Raw genomic sequence first — 18,638 nt, 5'->3', positions numbered from 1 at the left:
GCCGTCTCCCGATTCACGCTATGGGCCCGCACCGGCCGCAGCTAGGCCCAGCATCATAACCGATCTTGCGCGGGGGCAATACCACGGGTCCAGCGACCTTGCCGGGAGAAAACGTGGCCGGCCCATCTGTCCTTCCCGGTCGGGCGATCGCGAAGATCTTGCGATTGCGGGACCACGTTTGATGCCGCTGTTGAGACCGGCCGGCGGCGGTCGTGTTGGCGTTGACGGCGGTCGGCTCGGGCCAACGACAGTACTGTTGCCCAGGGAAGGCCTTTGCGGAATCGTGTTGTCGGGTATACCTTGGCGGATGGGGGATACTGGAAAGGGATTCTGCGCCATGAGGATGGTCCGCATCGTCATCACCGCAACGCTCCTGTCACTCTTTGGCTCAGGTTGCGGCCCCAAGCCGCCTACCGTGACCCGGGACGCAGACCGTTACCCGGGCCGGCACTGGGAAAAGCCCGGTCCGCCGGAACAGTATGGCTGGTCCCCCACCGCCCTGCAGGGCGCCCGGGAGTACGCCGACTCGATCGGGTCGGCGGCGGTGGTGATCGTGCAGCGCGGACGCGTGGTTCATGAATGGGGTGAAACCGAGAAACGCTACAACATCCATTCCATGCGCAAGAGCCTGCTCAGCGCCCTGTATGGCATTCGGGTTCGTGCGGGCGAGATCCGTCTCGGCGAGACGATGGCGGAACTCGGGATCGACGATAGCGAGCCGCGCCTGACCGCGGTCGAGAAGCAGGCTACCATCTCCGATCTGCTTCGAGCGAGGTCCGGCGTCTATCACCCGGCCAACTACGAGACGGAGAGCATGAAGGCAGCCCGGCCGGCGCGCGGCAGCCACGCCCCCGGGACCTTCTGGTATTACAACAACTGGGACTTCAACGTCCTGGGGACGATCTACCGGCGCGTCACGGGATCCAGGGTCGGCGACGACTTCCGGCGTCTGATTGCCGAGCCGCTGGAGATGGAAGATCTGCGCCCGGAGGACGCCGTGGACGAGCCCGGTGTTTCTTCGCTGCATCCGGCGTATCCGTTCCGGATGACCGCCCGCGATCTGGCCCGGTTTGGCTTGCTGTTTCTCCGTGGCGGCAAGTGGCATGGACGCCAGATCATCCCCGCCGACTGGGTTGCGGAGAGCCTCCGCACGTATTCGGCGGTCACCGACGGGAAGGGTGAAGCTCGCGGCGGCTACGGGTACATGTGGTGGACCGAGCTGCACGGTCAGCACCTGGAGGGCGTGGATCTGCCCAAGGGGAGCTACTCGGCCCGTGGTGCCGGCGGGCACTACATCCTCATCGTTCCGGCCTGGGATCTCGTGATCGTCCATCGCGTGGACACCGACGTCAAGAACGGTTGGCGGGTCAGTCGTCCCCAGTTCGGTGGTCTGGTGCGGCGACTGATCGAAGCCATGCCTGCATGCCAGACGCAAGCGAGCGCGAGCCGGCCGGCGGATCCTGAGGTGTGGCTACCCGAACGGCTGGATGGGCTGGTGCCCGGCCTGATGACGAAGCACAAGGTTCCCGGCGTGTCGATCGTGGGGATCGAGAACGGGAGGATTTCCTGGGAGCGGCAATACGGCGTGTGCAGCGCGGACAAGCCCAGGCCCGTGGATGGCCAGACCGTTTTCGAGGCCGCCTCCATGAGCAAGCTGCCCTTTGCCTATGCAGCGATGAAGCTTGTCGAGCAAGGCAAACTGGACCTGGACCGACCGCTCGTGGAGTACCTTGACAAGCCGTATCTGCCCGACGAGCCCCGGCACCTGCTGATCACCGCGCGGATGGTGCTCTCGCACAGGACCGGCCTGCCCAACTGGCGGAAGGGTGGCTTGACCGCCGGGGGGCCGTTGACCCTGGTGCACGATCCGGGCACGAAGTTCACCTACTCGGGCGAGGGGTTCCTGTACCTTCAGCGGGTCATCGAGCGCATCACCGGCGAGCTGATGGAACCGTATCTCCGGCGAACACTCTTCGATCCGCTCGGGATCACGGCCAGTAGCTACGCATGGCAGGACCGGTTTGACCAGCTCGCGGCCGCGGGTCACGACGAGCAGGGCAAGGTCCGACCCAAGCGCCCGTTGTACCGCGAGCCCAACTCGGCTTTCTCGCTCTACTGCACTCCGGCCGAATACGCCGTTTTCTTGATCGAGATGATCCGGCAAGACCGATCCGCGCCCCACTCGCTGAGCGAGGCGTCGATCAAGGCCATGCTCACCCGGACCACGCGGGCTGAAGGTCGCGAGTCGATCGTTCGCTCGGGCAAGCGGCTTTCGAAGGACCTCTACTGGGGCCTGGGCTGGGCGATGGACGCCACCGAGTCCGGAGATCGCATCCATCACGGCGGTTCGAACGGCACCGGCTTTCGCTGCTACTGCGAGTTCGACCGGCAACGCGGCTCGGGTCTGGTGATCATGACCAACGCCGCTGGCGGGAGGGGGTTGTGGGAGGCGGTGATGGCGGCCACCGGGGAACCGTGAGCAGGGGCCCCTTGGCGGCCGCGGGCAAGGAGGGGCGCAGCGCAGGCCCATGGGCTTCACGCCGATATCGATGCTCGCCGGGTATACCTCCCGCCTGGCCCACCGCTCCGCCAGGTGGCGAAGGACGATGCGGATTGGGCCGGCAGGGGGCGGGCGGCGAAGAGAGGGCGGGTGATCGGCACGGGATGGGCGAGGGCCGATGCCAGGCCCTTATCCGCGTACGACGCCAATGGCCTCAGCCAAGTTGATCTGCTTCTCGTAGATCGCCCGACCGATGATGATGCCCAGGAGAGGCAGGCCGGCCAGGCGGCGGACGTCGTTCAGGTCGGTCACGCCGCCTGAGGCGATGACCGGTATTTTCGAGTATCCGGCCAGTATCCTGGTGGCCTCGATGTTCGGGCCGAGGAGCATACCGTCGCGGCCGATGTCTGTGTAGATGATTGCGGCCAGCGGCCACTCCATGACCCGCTCGGCCACCTGAAGGGCGGTCGCGCGGAGCTCCTTCGTCCAGCCGTGTACCGCCAGGCGGTTCTCGCGGGCGTCAAGCCCCAGGGCGATGTGCCCGGCGCAGCTCGGGCGGTGGACCAGGGCATCGAACCAGGGCCAGTCCTCCAGGGCCTTGGTACCGACCACGCAACGAGCCGTTCCGCTGGCCAGCAGTGACTCAATCACCTCGACCTCGCGCAGACCGCCGCCCACTTCCAGCTTGAGCGACGTCTCCTTCATCATCCGCTCGATGACGGGCAGGTTGCACAACCGCCCCTCGCGGGCACCGTCCAGGTCGACGACATGCAGCCACCGGGCCCCGGCTTGCTCAAAGGTCTTGGCCACGGCCACGGGGTCATCGGCATAGTCGATCTGCTGGGCATAGTCTCCTTGCAGCAGACGAACGCATTTGCCTTCCCGCAGATCGATGGCCGGCAGGATGTCCATTAGCGGCTCCTTCACTGTTCCCTGACTTCACCCTTGTTCTCGCTGCCGCCTGTGGCTTCGCCCCTCACCTTGCCTTGAATTCGGTTGAGCTTGAGGTCCAGGATCTCGATCAATCGATCGAGCTCACCTTCGCTGAGTCTCTCGGCCAGGTCCTGAGCGGACATCCTGGCGTTGATGTGGAACGAAGCGATCCCTTTGGTGAGCTTCATGTTCACGCTGTTGACGCCCTTCAGCTCGGCGACGGCTTTCCTCAGGGCGTTGGCGACCTTGAAGTGAGCTCCCTGGATCTCAAGGATCAGCTCGCCGCCCCCGGTGATCTGGGTCGCCCACTGCTCCATGACCTGGGCATAGAGGTCGTTGACCACCGCCTGCCCGGCGAAGTCCAGAGCCATCTTGCCGGCCTGGGGGCTGAACTCCTTGTGACCCTGGGCCCCGCCACGGGTCACCGGGATGCCTTTGCTGGCTAGGATCTTGGCACTGTCCGTGTAGTATGCCTTGAGCTGCACGTCGCAATTGTAGAAGGCGATCCTGACGCCGTAGGGTTCCTCGACGCCGGCCGGGTTGGCATTCGCGGTGCCCACGATGAAGATGTGTGCCTCGCTGTCCTTGGCCAACGCCTGCATTCTGGCCACATTGTTGGTGGCCACCGCGTCGTCGAGTTCCTTTCGCTTGGTGACGTCGACGGCCGCGCGGGCGACCAGGTCAAAACCGCTCTTGAGCAGCCGTTCCTCAATCTTGGTCTCAAGGATGCTCTGCTTCTCAGGCCTGCTATCGATCGTCTCCAGGATGTTCACCATGATCTTGGGTCGGCCGACCTGGTTCAGCAGGTTCTTAATGGCGGCCCAGTTCTCCCTGAGCAGGCTCCTGGAAACCTGAGCCCTGATCTTCACCATCCAAGTACCGCCGACGATCTGTTTCTCCTGCAGGACCTTGAAGTCGGTGACGAGGCCGAGGGCTCGGCTGAGGATCGTGTCGTGGATTAGCTGAAAATTCTCCACTTTCGTTTCAGAGAAGATCTCGACCTTGCCGCCCCTTTCGAGGGCGGCGCGCAAGGCGGCTCTGGTCGCCTGTTCCTTGTCCATGCCCTCCCCTTCGGCCTCGACCACGACGACGTCGTTGGGGCAGGCCTGGGTGGCAGGTTGGGCTGCGGGCTGAGCCCAAGTCATTGGCGCGACAAGGAGTATGGCACCGCAAGTGCGGAGCAGAACGCGGGGCATGCGACCCGAATGATGTCCCAGACCGAGGGGGTCCCTGACCATATTCGAACCTCCCGGCGGGGAGACTTGCGGCCGGTCCCTACGGACACACCTCATGATTGTCGTCGGACCGGACTGAAGGTCAAGGGGCCGCTTGGCGGTCGCTGTCATGCTGGCGGAAGAGCCCAGGTGGAGTGTCGGTGCGGTGTCGGGTTACGAGCATGTGGGCTCGGCGGGTTGGCTCGGGAAGGCGAAACCGGGTCACGCAGGCCATCACGACGCGGCTCGCGTCATCCAGCGTGACGCGATGTCCGACGCTCACGTAGAGGGGCTTGACATGTGGGCGGGTCCTGAGGACGGCACCGATAACCTCATGATCGTCAAAAAGATGCACGGATCGCCCGGCGGCGGCGGGTGGATCGTCATGCTGGCCGCACAGCCGACTCTTGGCGCACCCGATGGTCGGTCGATCGAGCAGCAGGCCGACATGGCTGGCCAGGCCGAGTCGACGGGGATGGGCCATGCCTTGAGCATCGAGGAGGAAGACGTCTGGTTCCTGCCGGAGTCTGCGAATGGCGGCCAGGGCGGCTGGGGCCTCGCGAAAGCTCAGTAGGCCGGGTACGTACGGAAACCTCGTCGGGCGCCAGGCGAGTTGTGTCTCGGTCACACACGACTCCCGCAGATCGTAGAGCACGACGCCTGCCAGCGCGTGCCTGCCATCGGGACTGAAGGCGATGTCGACGCCGGCCACGACGCGGATGTCGGGGCGAAGAGGCTCAATTCTGACCCGTTGTGCCAGTCGTTGCTGGAGCCGGACGGCAGCCTTGGGGGTCATGGACCAGCGGTGGACGGGTGAGGGAATCTTCATCTGGGCTCGTCACCCCTCTCATGCTCGTGCTCACCCCGTCTCCAGCTCCGGCTCGTATTCCTCTGAGGGATCGAGGGCTGCAAGTTCCTGGAGGGCGGTGTAGGCGGCCTTCTGTTCGGCCTCCTTCTTGGAGGGTCCCCAGGCGCTGCCGTACCGGTGCCCCCGAATGACGACGCTGATCTCGAAGCACTTGCTGTGGTCGGGGCCTTTTTCGTCCAGCAACTCGTAGTTCGGAGTAGCCCCAAGTACCTGCTGCGCATACTGTTGGAGCTGTGACTTGAAGTTCCGTTGATGGGCGGATTCGCTCGCCTCGCGGATGTACTTCGAGGTGGTGTCGAGGATGAATTGGCGGACCCGGTTCAGATCGCGGCAGTCGAGGTAGACGGCCGCGATCACGGCTTCCAGGGCGGCGGCGGCGAGCGAATCGGGCAATTGGGCTCGGCCGCTCATGCCTTTGCCGAGGAGCAGGTGGTGGTGGAGGTCAAGATCCCGGGCCACGCGCGCACAAGTTCGTCGCGAGACGACCGCGGATTTGATCTTGGTCAATTCGCCCTCGAGGTAATCGGGGAAGGTTTCGAAGAGATTCGCGCAGACCACCACGCCCAAGATCGCATCGCCCAGGAATTCCAGGCGCTCGTTGCTATTGACGCGGGAGTCGGTGCTGGATGCGTGGGTCAGGGCGGTGAGCAGGAGATTCGGGTCGGAGAAGCGATAGCCGATCGCTTCCTGCACCGCTTGCAGGGTTTGTTGCTCGTTCACGGGAAAGACCTGGTCATCTTCGCCAGGCCGGTGGCGAAAGCCGCACGCGACAGGGTGCGGGCTTCGCGACAGGCCAGGGGGTTGCCGGTGGAGCACGACGGCCAACCGGCGAACCGCAGATTCAATTGTCCAATATCGTAAGATCGGCTGGCCGATACGTCAAATTGAGGAAGCTGTGTAAAGCGGGTGGTTATCGGCGGGGTGAGGGTTAATGGAGGGGTGCGACGGTTGCAGCCCGAGGGGTTACAGGCTAGAGTGCCGCACCGGGGGGCGGCAGCCAGGGAGGATCGATATGCGCGGTGTGGCTCGGTGGGCTGTTGCCCTGATTCTTGCTTTCCTCGCGTTGGTCTTGGGGCCCCCTTCTCGGATGTCGATGCTCGTCGGAGAGGTGGACAGGACGCGTTACATGTCCCCTGATGAGTTGCAGCCTGGCATGAAGGGTCATGGTCGGACGATCATGTCCGGTACGAAGATCGAGACGTTCAACGTCGAGATCATCTCGGTCATGCGGAACGCCTTCTACGCCAAACAGGACGTGATTTTGGCTCGCTGCTCGGGTTTGAATCTGGAGCACACCGGAATCATTGGGGGTATGAGTGGTTCGCCCTGCTACATCAAGGATGCCACCGGCCGCGACCGGATGATCGGGGCGGTGGCCTATGGGTGGTCGATGAACAAGGATCCCATCTGCGGCATCCAGCCGATTACCCAGATGCTGCCCATCCCGGCCGTGCGTGATCCTCAGAAGCGCCCCAAGCCGATCGTTCCCATTTTGGGCGACGCGAGCAGCAGTGCGTCCTCAGTGTTGGGTCGGGGCATTCCGATCGGCGAGTTGATGGCCCGTTCTTTCAGCGAGCCCATTGATGCGTCTTCTCGGTTCAGCGTATTCAACGACGAGATTTGCGCGCATGCCCGCCCCGCGGTCCGGTCGCCGGGCGTTTCCGACCAGTTGCGTCCGTTGCTGATGCCGATCATGGTCTCCGGTGCCAGCGAGCGAACCTTTGCCCGGCTGCGCGAGCGGTTCGAGCCCAAGGGCTTCACGCTGGTGGCCTCCGGCGGGCCCAGTACTTCTGCGGCTTCCGCGCCGTCCGCGGATCAGGTCGTTCTCGAGCCGGGTTCGGCCCTCTGTATCCCGATCATGACTGGTGACATGATGATGGAGGCTCTGGGAACCTGCACCGAGGTGATCGGCAACAAGGTGCTGGGCTTCGGCCATTCGATGTCAAGCACCGGCTTTACCGAGCTACCCCTGGCAACCGGCATGATCCACACGGTGATTCCGTCCGTGGCTCGCTCGAACAAGCTCGGCGCCGCCCTCCGAACCGTGGGTACGCTCTGGGGCGACGAAAGCAGCGGCGTGTTCGGTGTTGTCGGCGATATGCCGAAGACCACCCCGCTGGAGGTAACGGTGAACGACATTCGTGGCCGGCAGGTGTTCAAGTACAACGTTGTCCGCGAGCGCGATTACGCGGCCAGCGCCTTGGTCAGCGGGGTGGAGGAAAGCATCTTCTCGCACAGCGGCCTGCCCGAGGAGCACGTGGTCAAATACAGCGTCGCTGTCGAGTTCGAGGGCCTGGGTACCTTCAAGACCGCCAACTTTACCAGTATGGTTGGCACCGCCAGCATGGTCAGCGACATCCTCGTTCCGGTGATGACGTTGACCAATACCTCTTTTGGCCAGTTGAAGGTCGCCAAGGTCAAGGTGGACGTGAACATCGAGGCGGGAGCCAAGGCCGCCCGGATGGAGCGGGCCCAGCTGGTGCGGACGAGCTTCAAGCCCGGCGAGAAGGTCACCGTTCGGGTTCGCTGGTTCCATCTTTTCCAGCAGCCGGCTTATACGGAGTCAAGCTACGACCTCGAATTGCCCAGGGAGCTGCCGAACGGCGAGTATCAGCTGGTTGTCGGATCCGTTCAGGGGCATCTGGCCGCCCTCCGGGCGGAGAAACCGCAGCTGTGGCGGGCGGAGAACCTCAGCGATGCCTTGAAGGCGGTCAACCTGGCGGCCACGTTCCAGGATGACCGTTTCTACATGCACCTGACCTTGCCGGACAACGGTGTGGCCATCGGCAGGACCGAGATGCCGGAGCTCCCGACGTTTCGCCAGCAGATTGTGGCCGACGCGCGGCGCAACGACGTGCAGCCCTTCACCGAGGCGCTGACCGTCCAGCACGAAGCCGGGTTCCAGGTTCAGGGCTCGCAGGTGTTCCGGATCCGCGTGGGCCGGAAGAACGAGTACTGAGCGAAAGGTGCGCCGTGTGGCCCCGGCGTCTTGCCGTTGGAGGCCCGGCGAGGCATCGGCGTTCCGCCGTGAAGACTCGAATGCAGCGTCGGTTGTTATCAGGCTCAGTTGAGCCGCGTCAGGCCGGTTCTATCGAAGAGGACAGTCCCGTATGCGTCGATCTCTCGTCCTGATCGTGTCGGTGGTGTGTTTCTCGGGGTTCAACTCGTCTGTTCTGGGGGTCAAGCCCCAGGCATGGACCCACGAGCAACCGGCCGAGTTCACCGCCGGCGAGCTCGAGAACCTGGTTGTGACCAACGGCGGCGAGGTGCTGCTCGGCCGCAAGAGCGACGTACTCTACTCGCCCGGGTCCGAGGCCGAGGTGATCAACGCCCTGGCTCGTGCCGGCGACGGCAAGATCTATGCCGCGAGCGGAGCGAAGGGGATCATCTATCGCATTGACGGTGACAAGGTCATCGAGTTTGCCACGCTTCCCGACAGCCCAACCGTGTTCTCCTTGCTGTTCGCCAAGGACGGCAAGTTGCTGGCCGGTACCGGTGGTGGCGAGCAGGCGAAGGTGTATTCGGTCGACGGCAACGGCAAGGCCGCGCTGTTCTACGAGCCGCCGGAGGCCAAGTATGTCTGGTCGATGGTTCGCGGTTCGGCGGGTGAGATCTACATGGCCACCGGCACGCAGGCCAAGCTCTTCGTCGTTAGCGCGGATGGCACCGGCGGCAAGGTCCTCGCCCAGGTCAAGCCCAAGCCCAAGAGTATCCTTTGCCTGGCCATCGGTCCGGATGGCATGCTTTACGGCGGCACGGATGAGGAGGGGCTGATCTTCCGCGCCAATCCGGCCAACGGCAATATCTTCGTTCTCTATGACGCCAAGGAAGCGGAGGTCAGCTCGATCGTCCTCGACGAGGAGGGCAACATCTACGCTGCTACGGCCTCGGCCGCGAACGCGCGCCCCGGGCGCACTCCCGCCGAAGCCACCGCCGGCAAGCCGGACCGCCCGCCCTCGCGGCCGGCGGGGAGCCGACCTGCCGCTCAGAGTCGACCCAGCAAGCCGGGTGACTCCACGCCGACTTCCAAGCCGTCGGCCAGCGAGGATGAGGCCAGGAAAGCGGCCACAGCTGCGGCCGCGGCCAAGCGAGTCGGCAGACCGGCGGGGCCGGCCGGACCCGAGGGCGAAGGCAATGCCATCTATCGCGTCGATACCGATGGCTTCGTAACCGAAGTCTTCCGGGAACCGGTCATGATCCTGGCCATGGCCGAGGCGGAGGGAACGATCTTCGCGGCCACCGGCAACGAAGGGCGGATCTACGCGATTACGCCCGCTGATGAAAAGACCCTGATCCTGGCCAAGCTCAAGGTCAACCAGGCAACCTGCATTCTCCGTCAGCCCAAGGGCGAACTGATCATCGGCACCGCCAATCCCTCGTCCCTGGTCCGGCTGTCCGACGGCTACGCCTCCAAGGGCACGCTGGTCAGCAAGCCGCTGGACGCCGCCCAAATCGTCAAGTGGGGGCGCATCTCCTGGGATGCGACCATTCCTCAGGGCGCCAAGTTGACCGTGGCGACGCGGAGCGGAAATGTCCACAGCGAAGAAGCAGAGCAGTGGGACGAGTGGTCTGCGGAGATGGACGCAACCTCGCCCCAGCAGATTTCCTCGACCGGGGCTCGCTTCCTGCAGTACCGGTTGACGTTCGAGAGTAGCGTGCCCGCGGCAACGGCGATCCTGCGCCGGCTGCAGATCCCGCGAATCGAGGAGAACCGCCCGCCGCGCATTCCCGAGCTCAAGGTCCTGCCGCTCCGGGAAGCGGCCAAAGATCCGGCCGGTCCCCCCAAGGTGAAGGCTTTGGCCGGCAGCGCCTTCGGAGGCGGCGGAGAGCAGGACGCGGCCCCGAAACCCGACAACGTGTGGGTGGCCATGTGGAAGGCTGAAGATCCCAACCAGGACACGCTCGAGTTCACGGTGTTCTACCGCGAGCAGGGCAGCAAGCGGTGGATCCGCAAGGCCAAGGAAGTGAAGGAGCCGTTTGATGTCTGGGATTCGCTGACCGTTCCCGACGGCAAGTACGAACTCCGTGTGCTGGCCGACGATCGTCCGACCAATCCCCCGGGCACGCAGCTCACTGAGGCTCGCATCAGTGATCCGATCACCGTGGACAACACTGCTCCCGAAATGACCCTGGGGGTGGCCGTGGGCGAGGGCCGCAACAAGGTGACGGTCAACGCAACCCTGACCGACGCCCTCTCGGCGATCACCGCGGCCAGCTACAATGTGGACAGCGGTGAGAAGTGGATCCCTTTGGCGGCTCTGGATGACATCTTCGATTCGCCCAACGAGTCGGTTTCATTCACAATCGAGAACCTCGATGCCGGCGAGCACCGCATCGCCCTCAGGGTCACCGACCAGCGTAACAATACCCGCTATGTGACCAAGACGGTGACCGTCGGGGAGTGATGCCGGCGTCGGGCTGCAGTGAGCCACCGGGTCCGTCCCGGTGGTCTGACCTGTGTTGACGTTCGCGCATCGCAACGGGCGAGACCGCGGAGGCGGAGCCAGGCCGGCATCGAACCGAGGCCGTGGCCTTTCGGGACGGGTTCTCACGCCGTCATGCCGGAGCGGTCGGCCGGTTCAGTCCGCGTGATGTGGCTGAGTGAGCAATGCACGACTCCCTCGGCGGGGCCATCGGGGCCCTCGGGGCCGGGCACCGCCACGATCACTTTGGACCGCTGAACAATGGCCATGTCCGGGTGCCAGATCTCGTAACTCGCTCCGTCGCTCAGATGCAGCCGGAACGGTTCGAAAGGATGAAGCCGCAACAACTCGAGGATGTCTTCCGGTCGCATGTGCATCTCCTGCCCTCACCGCCGTTCTGCCCCCGTTTCCAGTCGGATCGCGGCCATCGCGTTCGCAGCGAGTTTCACCGTGACCTGACCATTTGTCACCGGTAGAGCATCTCTGTTCCGTTCGACGAGGTCGCAGCCGGTTACCCGGGCCACTCCCGGGAACCTGACCGCGACCTTCGCTTCGGTGGCCTGGCCCGCGGTCTCGCGCACGCGGACGATCACGCCCCTGCCGTCGTCGGCCGGCTTGACCGCGGTGACGATGACGTTAGCCGGTTGCACCTCGCACAGGCTGGCCGTCGTCGGCTGCTTCGGTGATCGGCGGCCTGCAAACAGGCGAACCGCACGCATCGGCGATTGCACATCCTCGCCGAACAGCGTTGCGGTGGCCGGCTCAGCTCGGGCGTCGCTGGTCAGGCTGTAGCGGAAGACGAACTCGCCGTCCTGGCCGGCCTTGTAGTTGGTGAACCAGTAGTTGTTCAGTGCGTACGCGAACACCGTGCCGTTGGTGATCGGTAGTTCGTCGAGCCACTTGCCCGGTGTCATATCGCACAGGGTGATCAGCGGCGTATCCACCGCCGACCAGACCACGCCGACGTCGCTCGTGTTGACCGTCACCCAGCGCTGCACACTGAACCAGTCGCGGCAGCCGCCTGGCCAGTGGTCCTCGTTGGGTCGCACGCTGCCGCCGCCGATCTCGTACCGGAACCTGGGCTCAACGCCGGCGAATGGAAAGGCGATGTAGACCGCTTCCTTCTCGCGGGTCATTTTCTTGTTCAGCCGGACGACGAAATCGACCCGCCGCTCCTGCTCGTACAGGAGGGTTTCCAGTTCGATCCTGTGGAACATGGGCATGTTGGCTACGGTCCGAGCGCTGGTATAGACCGGCCCGGCAAGCCCGGCCTCGATCCTGGCTTTTTCCGGCGAGGAGAATTGCACTGCTGCGAAGTTCGGGCAATCGACGTTGTATTGGTCGACGCACTTGCCGCCGGCCGCATACACCAGTTGGCCGAGCCGGTACTTGCTTGCGGCATCGACCAACTCCTTGTTGAGCTTCTTGTCGAGCAGGCTCAGGATGCCGCCGGTGGCCGGATCAAAGCTGACCTTGTAGAAGTCGTTCTCCAGTACTGTGCCATTGAATCGCGGAGGAACTGCGGGCCTGGTCGTCTCCTTGATCAACTTGTACGTGCGATAGCCGACGGCGGGCACGTCGGATGCCCGGAACATCTTGGTGACCACGTCCATGACATCCTGCCGCACGATCTGGCTGGGCACGAGTGCGCCCTGCTCGTCGGTGATGCCCAACTCGCGGGGCAGATCGACCTTGACGAGGCCGGTCCTGGTTCGGCCGGCAGGGTTGAACACCAGCAGCGAGTTATCGGAGGCGTTCACCTGCCCGGCCAGTTCCACCAAGGCCTGATCGAGGAGACGCTTGCTCGTGTCGGCCGCATCGTAGGCATACTGAGCCTTGACCGCCCACTGGCGGGTGACGAAATCCGAATCCGGCTCAGCGATACTGTTGTGTGCGCCCCAGGTGTGCTCGTCGTAGAGCAAGATGTTGTCCCATGCCTTGTCGAACGTGGCTTGTGTTGATGGCGGAATGGGCTTGCCGCCTGTGGCTACGGCCCAGGCGGTCTCCGCGGCGATGATGTCCTGATGGGCGACGCGAGTGATCGCGGTCTCGACCGCACTCGAACCCGCCCCATCCTCCCACCAGCTTCCGCCGCAGCCGCGGACCACCGGGATCTTGTCTGCGAAGTTCTTCTCGATGTGCTTCATGAATGTGTCATTGCTGCACAGGAGGACCTTGGGGTAAGCGTAGTGCTTGCTGTACTCGGTGATGGACTCGGCGATGTCCCGGCCGATGGCCACGTTGTCCGAGTAGGCCCCGTGCAGCAGGATGGCGTCGTACGGATAGTCGCTGCGCCCATTCCACCACATCAGATCGCTTTCGATTGCCTGACGCATGCGGGCCATGCCCTCGCGTAGGCCGATGTTGCCGGCCTGGGAGTAGCCGGAAGTATTCCAGAGCAGAACCCGCTGCCCGTCCGGTCCTTCCCACCAGAACGGGCACTTGTGATGGAGGTTCTGCTTGAGGATGGGTGCCCGGGTCTGGTTCGAACCGATGCTGATGTGGCGGACGCCCGCGCCGGCCAGGATGCTCGGCAGGCTCCAGACGTGCGACGGGGCGTCGGTCAGCGTGTAGCTCTCGAAAGGCACGCCATGCTCGCGGTGCAGCCGGGCGCTGTAATACATGTTGCGGATCAGCTCCTCGTCCGAGCACAGACCGGTGAGCATGTTCAAGTAGGTGGTCTCGATCCCGACCCGACGTTCGCGGGCGGCCTTGTAGAGTTCCTCATGGCGGTAAGGCGGATTATCGCGCAGCCACATCTGGGCCGCCCACGACGACTCCAGGTTCCAGTGGTAGAGTGGAAACTCGGCGCTCAATTCCAAAGCCAGATCGGTGTTCCGGTTGTGGAGGGCGATAACCGCCTCCTGCTGAGCGGTGTAACCGATATCGGTGTGGGTGCTGGGCGCGCAGTAGATCCGCCATTTCTTCCGCGGCTTCTGGGTGACCTTGGCGGTGATGGCTTGCGAGCCCGCGGAGACGGTTACGACGAGCTCTCGTTCGGTGGTCGTCTCGGCCACGTGCAGCGGTCCGCTGGCGATGCCGAACATCGGCCTGCCCAGCGTACCGGACCCGACCTGCTTGTCGCCACTGCGGACCTCGATCTTCACCAGGTCCGTGGTCAGGAGGCGATCGACCGAAACGGCCAGCTCCTGCTGAAGCTGGCCTTCTTTCTCGACGAAGAAAAGGCTTGGTTTGACAGAGAGGTTGGGTGCGACATTCGCCTCCAGCGTCAGCTTGGCCAGCGAGATCGCGTCGTAGAGGAGCCAAGAGCCCCGAGTCACGGTCAGTTCGATGGTATTGCCTTCCGGTTTGAGCGTGGCTCCCGCGATCATGAACTTGAGGGCCCGGGTTTTCCCCATTTCCGGATGGAGCACCACCATGTCACCGGCGCCTCGTTCCAGCGGGATCTCGGTGCTCTGCTCATTGACCTTGACCCGCAGCGTCGGGCCGAAGCTGCCTTGGGTGTCGAGTATGTCGATTCTCAGCTCGTATGCGGATGCTGAAGGGCCCTGCAAGTCGAAGGTGATTCGGAAGGGGTGGGTCTTGTTGCCGGCCCAGGCGTCCAGCGGTCCGGGATGGGAAGCACTGAAATCCCTGGCCGGATCACTCTTGCCGACGGTGAAGCGCACATCTCTGGGAAACGCCTTGGTGTATCCACCGAACACGTCGCCAGCGTTGCCCAGGTCATGGTAGTCCTTGTTGGTTTTGCCGATCTGCCACAGCACTTCGGAATCGGCGCCCCAGGAGGCACCGGCCGAGAAAGCCAGAAGAACGGTTAGGCTCGCGAGAACGTGTCGAGTCATACGGCATCTCCTTACCGCCCCGGGCGGCGCTAGGGGTATGTGATCGGTCCGGTCGACAACCCCCGGACGAACTGGATACCCTTCAAGGGCTCAAGATCATCATAGGCCCGGCCCCTGCCCGATCAAGTCCGAGGCCCCGCAGCGACACCGGACAGGCAAGCTCACCGAGCGAGTACACCAGCTCAGAGGCCTCAATCAAGAAGCTCGTCCGGTTGCACTGGCAGGGCTGCACGCGCCCGCCGGTCTGCGCGGGTGAGAAGCGCCATGATCGCGACGTGGCGCCGAAGCCTGGTCACGCAGCGTTCGCCCGGATCCTATGGTGGCCGGGATGAGTCTGCTACAATGGGGTTGGAAGCGGTAGCACGGACTGGATCACCGACCGGGCGGCCCGGAGTGCCGATCGCATCTTCGTCGAGAGGAGTGCGCGGTGGGGCGCATGATGCCGAGCAGGCATGGCTCGGCATGACGAACGTGGCTTCACGATGGTCGGGTGCGAGGTGCAGTCGACAGACGTCATCGCTCGAGCCCATCTCTTCCGGCGGTAGCCTGGCATCTGGTTCGCCTGCCACAACTCAAAGGGACAGCGTCAGTTACGGCGGCCGGCGTGGATATGCCGAAGGCAGGCCAAACGCCGGCCTCATCCTGCGAGGGCTCCGACAGTGCCTGACGATATCCCGGTGAACACGATCCCAGACGGGCGAAGGCGACGCTGGCTGTGTGTGGCGGGTGCATTGGTCCTGCTGCCGGTCGCACTCGGCGTGGCCTGGTGGATGGCGGCGCAGGCGGATCACCAGATGCGGGCCGATCTGCTCAGGCAGGCGCGGCTCGTGGCCCAGGGAATCGACCTCGAACGGATTCAGGTCCTCTCGAGTACGGAAATGGAGCCGAGCGCGCCCGCCTACCAGCGGCTCAAGACGCAGTTGGCGACGATCTGTTCGGCCGACCCGCGGTGCCGCTGCGTGTACCTCATCGGTCGGACGGGCGACGGCAGAATCGTGCCACTGGTGGATAGCGAGTTGGCTGTCCTCAAGGACGGCGCTTTTCCGAGGCGGGCTTCTGCCAACGCTACGGAGGGATGCCGTCGTGCCTTCGCCCCGGGCATCGAGGTGGTCGAAGGGCCTTCGCGCGATCGCTGGGGCGCGTGGGCCAGGGCCCTGGTGCCGATTCGTGATTCGCAGGCGGTCGTGGCCGTCCTGGGTATCGATGTCGACGCCCGCGCCTGGAAGTGGTTGCTGGCTAGGGCGGCGATACCGCCCGTCCTGTCTGCGCTAGCCCTGACGGCAGTCCTGTGGGTTGGCACATTGCTGTTGGCGAGACGCGCCCGCATGTCCGGCGTGTCGCTGAGCCCGGGTCGGCGCCTGGAATCCGTTCTGGCGGCCGTGGTTGGCGTGATCGTGACGTTGTTTGCCGCGTGGCTGGTCAGTGAACGTGAGGCCTACCGGCGCAACGATGCGTTCATGCAGCTGGCCGTGAGTCGAACCGAGGCGGTCGCCGAAGAGTTGCGTGATATCCGAGAAACAGGGCTGGGGAGCCTGGCGAGTTTCTACGAGAACAGCGTCACGGTGACCCTGGATGAGTTCCAGCGGTTTGCCGCACACCTGGCCCGCAACCAGACGGTCCACGCATGGGAGTGGATTCCGGCGGTGCCCGCCGAAGAGAAGTTGCGATTCGAAGCTGAAGCTCACCTCGTGGGAGTGACAGAGTTTGAGATCTGGCAGAAGGACTCCCGGGGCAACCGGCTGCCGGCCGCCGGTCGGGCGGTCTACTATCCTGTCTTTCAGGTGGCGCCTCTGGTGAACGACGAAGCCGCCCGAGGATACGATCTGGGTTCCGAACCACGACATCGCGAGGCCATTGAGGCGGCCATTCGCGGCAATCTGCCCAGCGCGACGGAACCGATCCTCCTGGCCGAACGAGCGGGTGGCCGCAAGGGAATGGTGATCTTTCGACCGGTCAGCGATCTGGATGAACCGAACCGCCTGCGCGGCTTCGCCGTGGCGGTGCTGCGGATGGATGATCTCCTGCAAGTGACGGGTGCAGATGGCGCAGCGCACCTTGAGCTCGCTCTCTGGCGCGAGGGGGCAGAGCCCGAGCCGCTTGCCGCCACTCCTGGACATCACGGCCGCCTCAGCACGGGAGATGCGACCACGCGTCCCGTCTGCGCCTTTGGCAAGGTCTTTGCGGTGTCCGCCCACGCGGGTCCGGAGTTCGCACGTTTGTATCCGAAACGGGCTGGCGGGCTGGCTATCCTGGTCGGCCTGGCGCTCACTGCCGCGGTCGTTGCGATCACCCGTCCGATTATTCATCGCCGCGAGGAGCTGGAGCGATTGGTTGCCGTGCGGACCGCGGATCTGCAGGAGAGCAAGCATCGTTTTGACCAGCTTGCCGAGCAGAGCCGGACTTTCATCTGGGAAGTCGACCCGAACGGCCTCTATACTTATCTGAGTGACGTGATTGAGAGCGTTCTCGGCTATCGCCCCGAGGAGTTGATCGGCCGAACACACTTCTACGATCTGCACCCTGAAACCGGCCGGGAGGCGTTCAAACAGGCCGCCTTTGCGGTTTTCGAGAGACACGCACCTTTTGTCAACATGGTCAACGCCGCGGTGACCAAGGAGGGCAGGCAGGCGTGGCTCTCCACCAACGGCATTCCTCTTCTGAATGCCGACGGGAGCCTGCGGGGCTACCGCGGCAGCGATACCGACATCACCGAACGGAAGCGAGCGGAGGAGGAGATCCACAGACTCAACGCTGAATTGGAGCAGCGGGTTGAACAGCGAACGGCTCAGCTTGCCGCCGCCAACACCGCCCTGAACGAGTTCGCCTACGTCGTGTCCCATGATCTGAAGGCGCCGTTGCGGGCGGTTGGCCAGTTGGCCCAGTGGATTTCGGAGGACTACACGGCGGTGCTGGACGACGAGGGAAGGCGCAAGCTCGACCTCATGCACGGCCGGATCGGACGGATGCACAATCTCATCGATGGAATCCTCCAGTATTCGCGCATCGGCCGGGTCGAGGAGGATCGCCGCCCGGTGGACCTCGATGCCCTGGTTCGGGAGGTAATCGAATCACTCTCTCCGCCGCCGCATATCCGCGTCGCGGTCGAGTCCTCGCTTCCGGTCGTTGTCGCGGATCGCGTGCGGGTGCAGCAGGTGTTTCAGAACCTCATTGGCAACGCCATCAAGTTCATGGACAAGCCGGAAGGCCGGATCACGATCGGATGTGAGGAGGCGGGCGCGTGCTGGCGGTTCCACGTGACGGACAACGGTCCCGGCATCGACCCCAGATACCATGACAAGGTGTTCGGGATCTTCCAGACTCTCACACCCCGCGATCAGCAGGAAGGCACCGGTATCGGATTGGCCCTCGTCAAGAAGATCGTCGAAGGCTATGGGGGTAAGGTCGAGTTGCAGTCCCAGGTCGGAACGGGATGCACGTTCTCGTTCATGTTGCCCAAGTAGGTGGAGTTGTGTGGATCCGAGAGGTTACCAGGGCCGCCTCCAACAGTTCTCTGATGGTCCCCGGTGCTCCTTGATGCTCGCCCCTCAGGCACGGGACTCCGGCATAGCCCCGTCACATCTCATGGGATGCTGAGACGATGCCACAGGGCGGCGGTGACATGTCACGGAACAGGCGTATGTGATTCTCCGGGAGCGTGCGAATCACGACTGGCAGGCAGTGTTTGCGACTATTTCTGGCTGGCATGGCGAATGCAGGAGGGATTCTCCAGCACTCGGCAGGCTGGAGGGGCCTGCCCGGTGATGAGGTTCTGACGAGTAGGAATGTGCTTGCGCGTTGCCGAACGCTCCGATTGTGGGCCCAGGCGGAACGTACGCCATGAGCCTGAGGGTCCATCGGTGAGACGCCGGTGCCACACGGCAACAGAAACGCACTCAG

General features: G+C 64.0%; 10 protein-coding genes. 4 read left to right on the top strand and 6 right to left on the bottom strand.

Annotation, left to right across the window (positions count from 1 at the left end):
- Positions 1–337 precede the first annotated feature (337 nt).
- A complete protein-coding gene (locus tag KA354_09210) occupies positions 338–2,479 on the top strand; it encodes a serine hydrolase (GenBank protein MBP7934811.1) in 2,142 nt (713 codons plus the stop codon).
- Positions 2,480–2,689: 210 nt separating this feature from the next.
- On the opposite strand, the gene hisA is transcribed toward KA354_09210, so the two are convergent.
- The 4 genes from hisA to rnc all read right to left on the bottom strand — a co-directional run bounded on the left by hisA (position 2,690) and on the right by rnc (position 6,235).
- Positions 2,690–3,412: a 1-(5-phosphoribosyl)-5-[(5-phosphoribosylamino)methylideneamino]imidazole-4-carboxamide isomerase gene (hisA, locus tag KA354_09205; protein ID MBP7934810.1), complete on the bottom strand. Its 723-nt coding sequence runs from the start codon at positions 3,410–3,412 to the stop codon at positions 2,690–2,692.
- 11 nt (positions 3,413–3,423) lie between these two features.
- Complete coding sequence (locus tag KA354_09200; protein ID MBP7934809.1) at positions 3,424–4,671, bottom strand: hypothetical protein; 1,248 nt, start codon at positions 4,669–4,671, stop codon at positions 3,424–3,426.
- 79 nt (positions 4,672–4,750) lie between these two features.
- On the bottom strand, positions 4,751–5,476 hold the full coding sequence (nfi, locus tag KA354_09195; GenBank protein MBP7934808.1) for a deoxyribonuclease V: 726 nt from the start codon (positions 5,474–5,476) through the stop codon (positions 4,751–4,753).
- 30 nt (positions 5,477–5,506) lie between these two features.
- A complete protein-coding gene (gene rnc, locus KA354_09190) occupies positions 5,507–6,235 on the bottom strand; it encodes a ribonuclease III (GenBank protein ID MBP7934807.1) in 729 nt (242 codons plus the stop codon).
- 406 nt (positions 6,236–6,641) lie between these two features.
- Here rnc and KA354_09185 point away from each other — a divergent pair, with 406 nt between their 5' ends.
- Entirely contained in the window at positions 6,642–8,474 is a 1,833-nt protein-coding gene (locus KA354_09185; protein MBP7934806.1) for a hypothetical protein, read from the top strand.
- 151 nt (positions 8,475–8,625) lie between these two features.
- Positions 8,626–10,920 (top strand): hypothetical protein, encoded by a 2,295-nt coding sequence (locus KA354_09180; protein ID MBP7934805.1) that lies wholly within the window; start codon positions 8,626–8,628, stop codon positions 10,918–10,920.
- Positions 10,921–11,063: 143 nt separating this feature from the next.
- Here KA354_09180 and KA354_09175 read toward each other — a convergent pair whose 3' ends face one another.
- Together KA354_09175 and KA354_09170 are read right to left on the bottom strand one after the other, a co-directional pair.
- A complete protein-coding gene (locus KA354_09175) occupies positions 11,064–11,309 on the bottom strand; it encodes a hypothetical protein (GenBank protein ID MBP7934804.1) in 246 nt (81 codons plus the stop codon).
- 15 nt (positions 11,310–11,324) lie between these two features.
- Complete coding sequence (locus KA354_09170) at positions 11,325–14,741, bottom strand: hypothetical protein (protein MBP7934803.1); 3,417 nt, start codon at positions 14,739–14,741, stop codon at positions 11,325–11,327.
- A 677-nt stretch (positions 14,742–15,418) separates the two neighbouring features.
- Here KA354_09170 and KA354_09165 point away from each other — a divergent pair.
- On the top strand, positions 15,419–18,202 hold the full coding sequence (locus KA354_09165; protein MBP7934802.1) for a CHASE domain-containing protein: 2,784 nt from the start codon (positions 15,419–15,421) through the stop codon (positions 18,200–18,202).
- Positions 18,203–18,638: the final 436 nt, after the last annotated feature.

This window comes from Phycisphaerae bacterium, assembly GCA_018003015.1.
Taxonomy (GTDB): Bacteria; Planctomycetota; Phycisphaerae; order UBA1845; family PWPN01; genus JAGNEZ01.
Note: the sequence above shows the minus strand (reverse complement) of the source record. Positions and strands in the feature narration are given on the sequence as shown.

Bases quoted from the DNA above. Each gene is read 5' to 3' on its own strand.
- KA354_09180 (MBP7934805.1), top strand. From the start codon at position 8,626: ATGCGTCGATCTCTCGTCCTGATCGTGTCGGTGGTGTGTTTCTCGGGG.
- KA354_09170 (MBP7934803.1), bottom strand. From the start codon at position 14,741: ATGACTCGACACGTTCTCGCGAGCCTAACCGTTCTTCTGGCTTTCTCG.
- KA354_09185 (MBP7934806.1), top strand. From the start codon at position 6,642: ATGTCCCCTGATGAGTTGCAGCCTGGCATGAAGGGTCATGGTCGGACG.
- KA354_09210 (MBP7934811.1), top strand. From the start codon at position 338: ATGAGGATGGTCCGCATCGTCATCACCGCAACGCTCCTGTCACTCTTT.
- hisA (MBP7934810.1), bottom strand. From the start codon at position 3,412: ATGGACATCCTGCCGGCCATCGATCTGCGGGAAGGCAAATGCGTTCGT.
- KA354_09175 (MBP7934804.1), bottom strand. From the start codon at position 11,309: ATGCGACCGGAAGACATCCTCGAGTTGTTGCGGCTTCATCCTTTCGAA.
- KA354_09200 (MBP7934809.1), bottom strand. From the start codon at position 4,671: ATGGTCAGGGACCCCCTCGGTCTGGGACATCATTCGGGTCGCATGCCC.
- nfi (MBP7934808.1), bottom strand. From the start codon at position 5,476: ATGAAGATTCCCTCACCCGTCCACCGCTGGTCCATGACCCCCAAGGCT.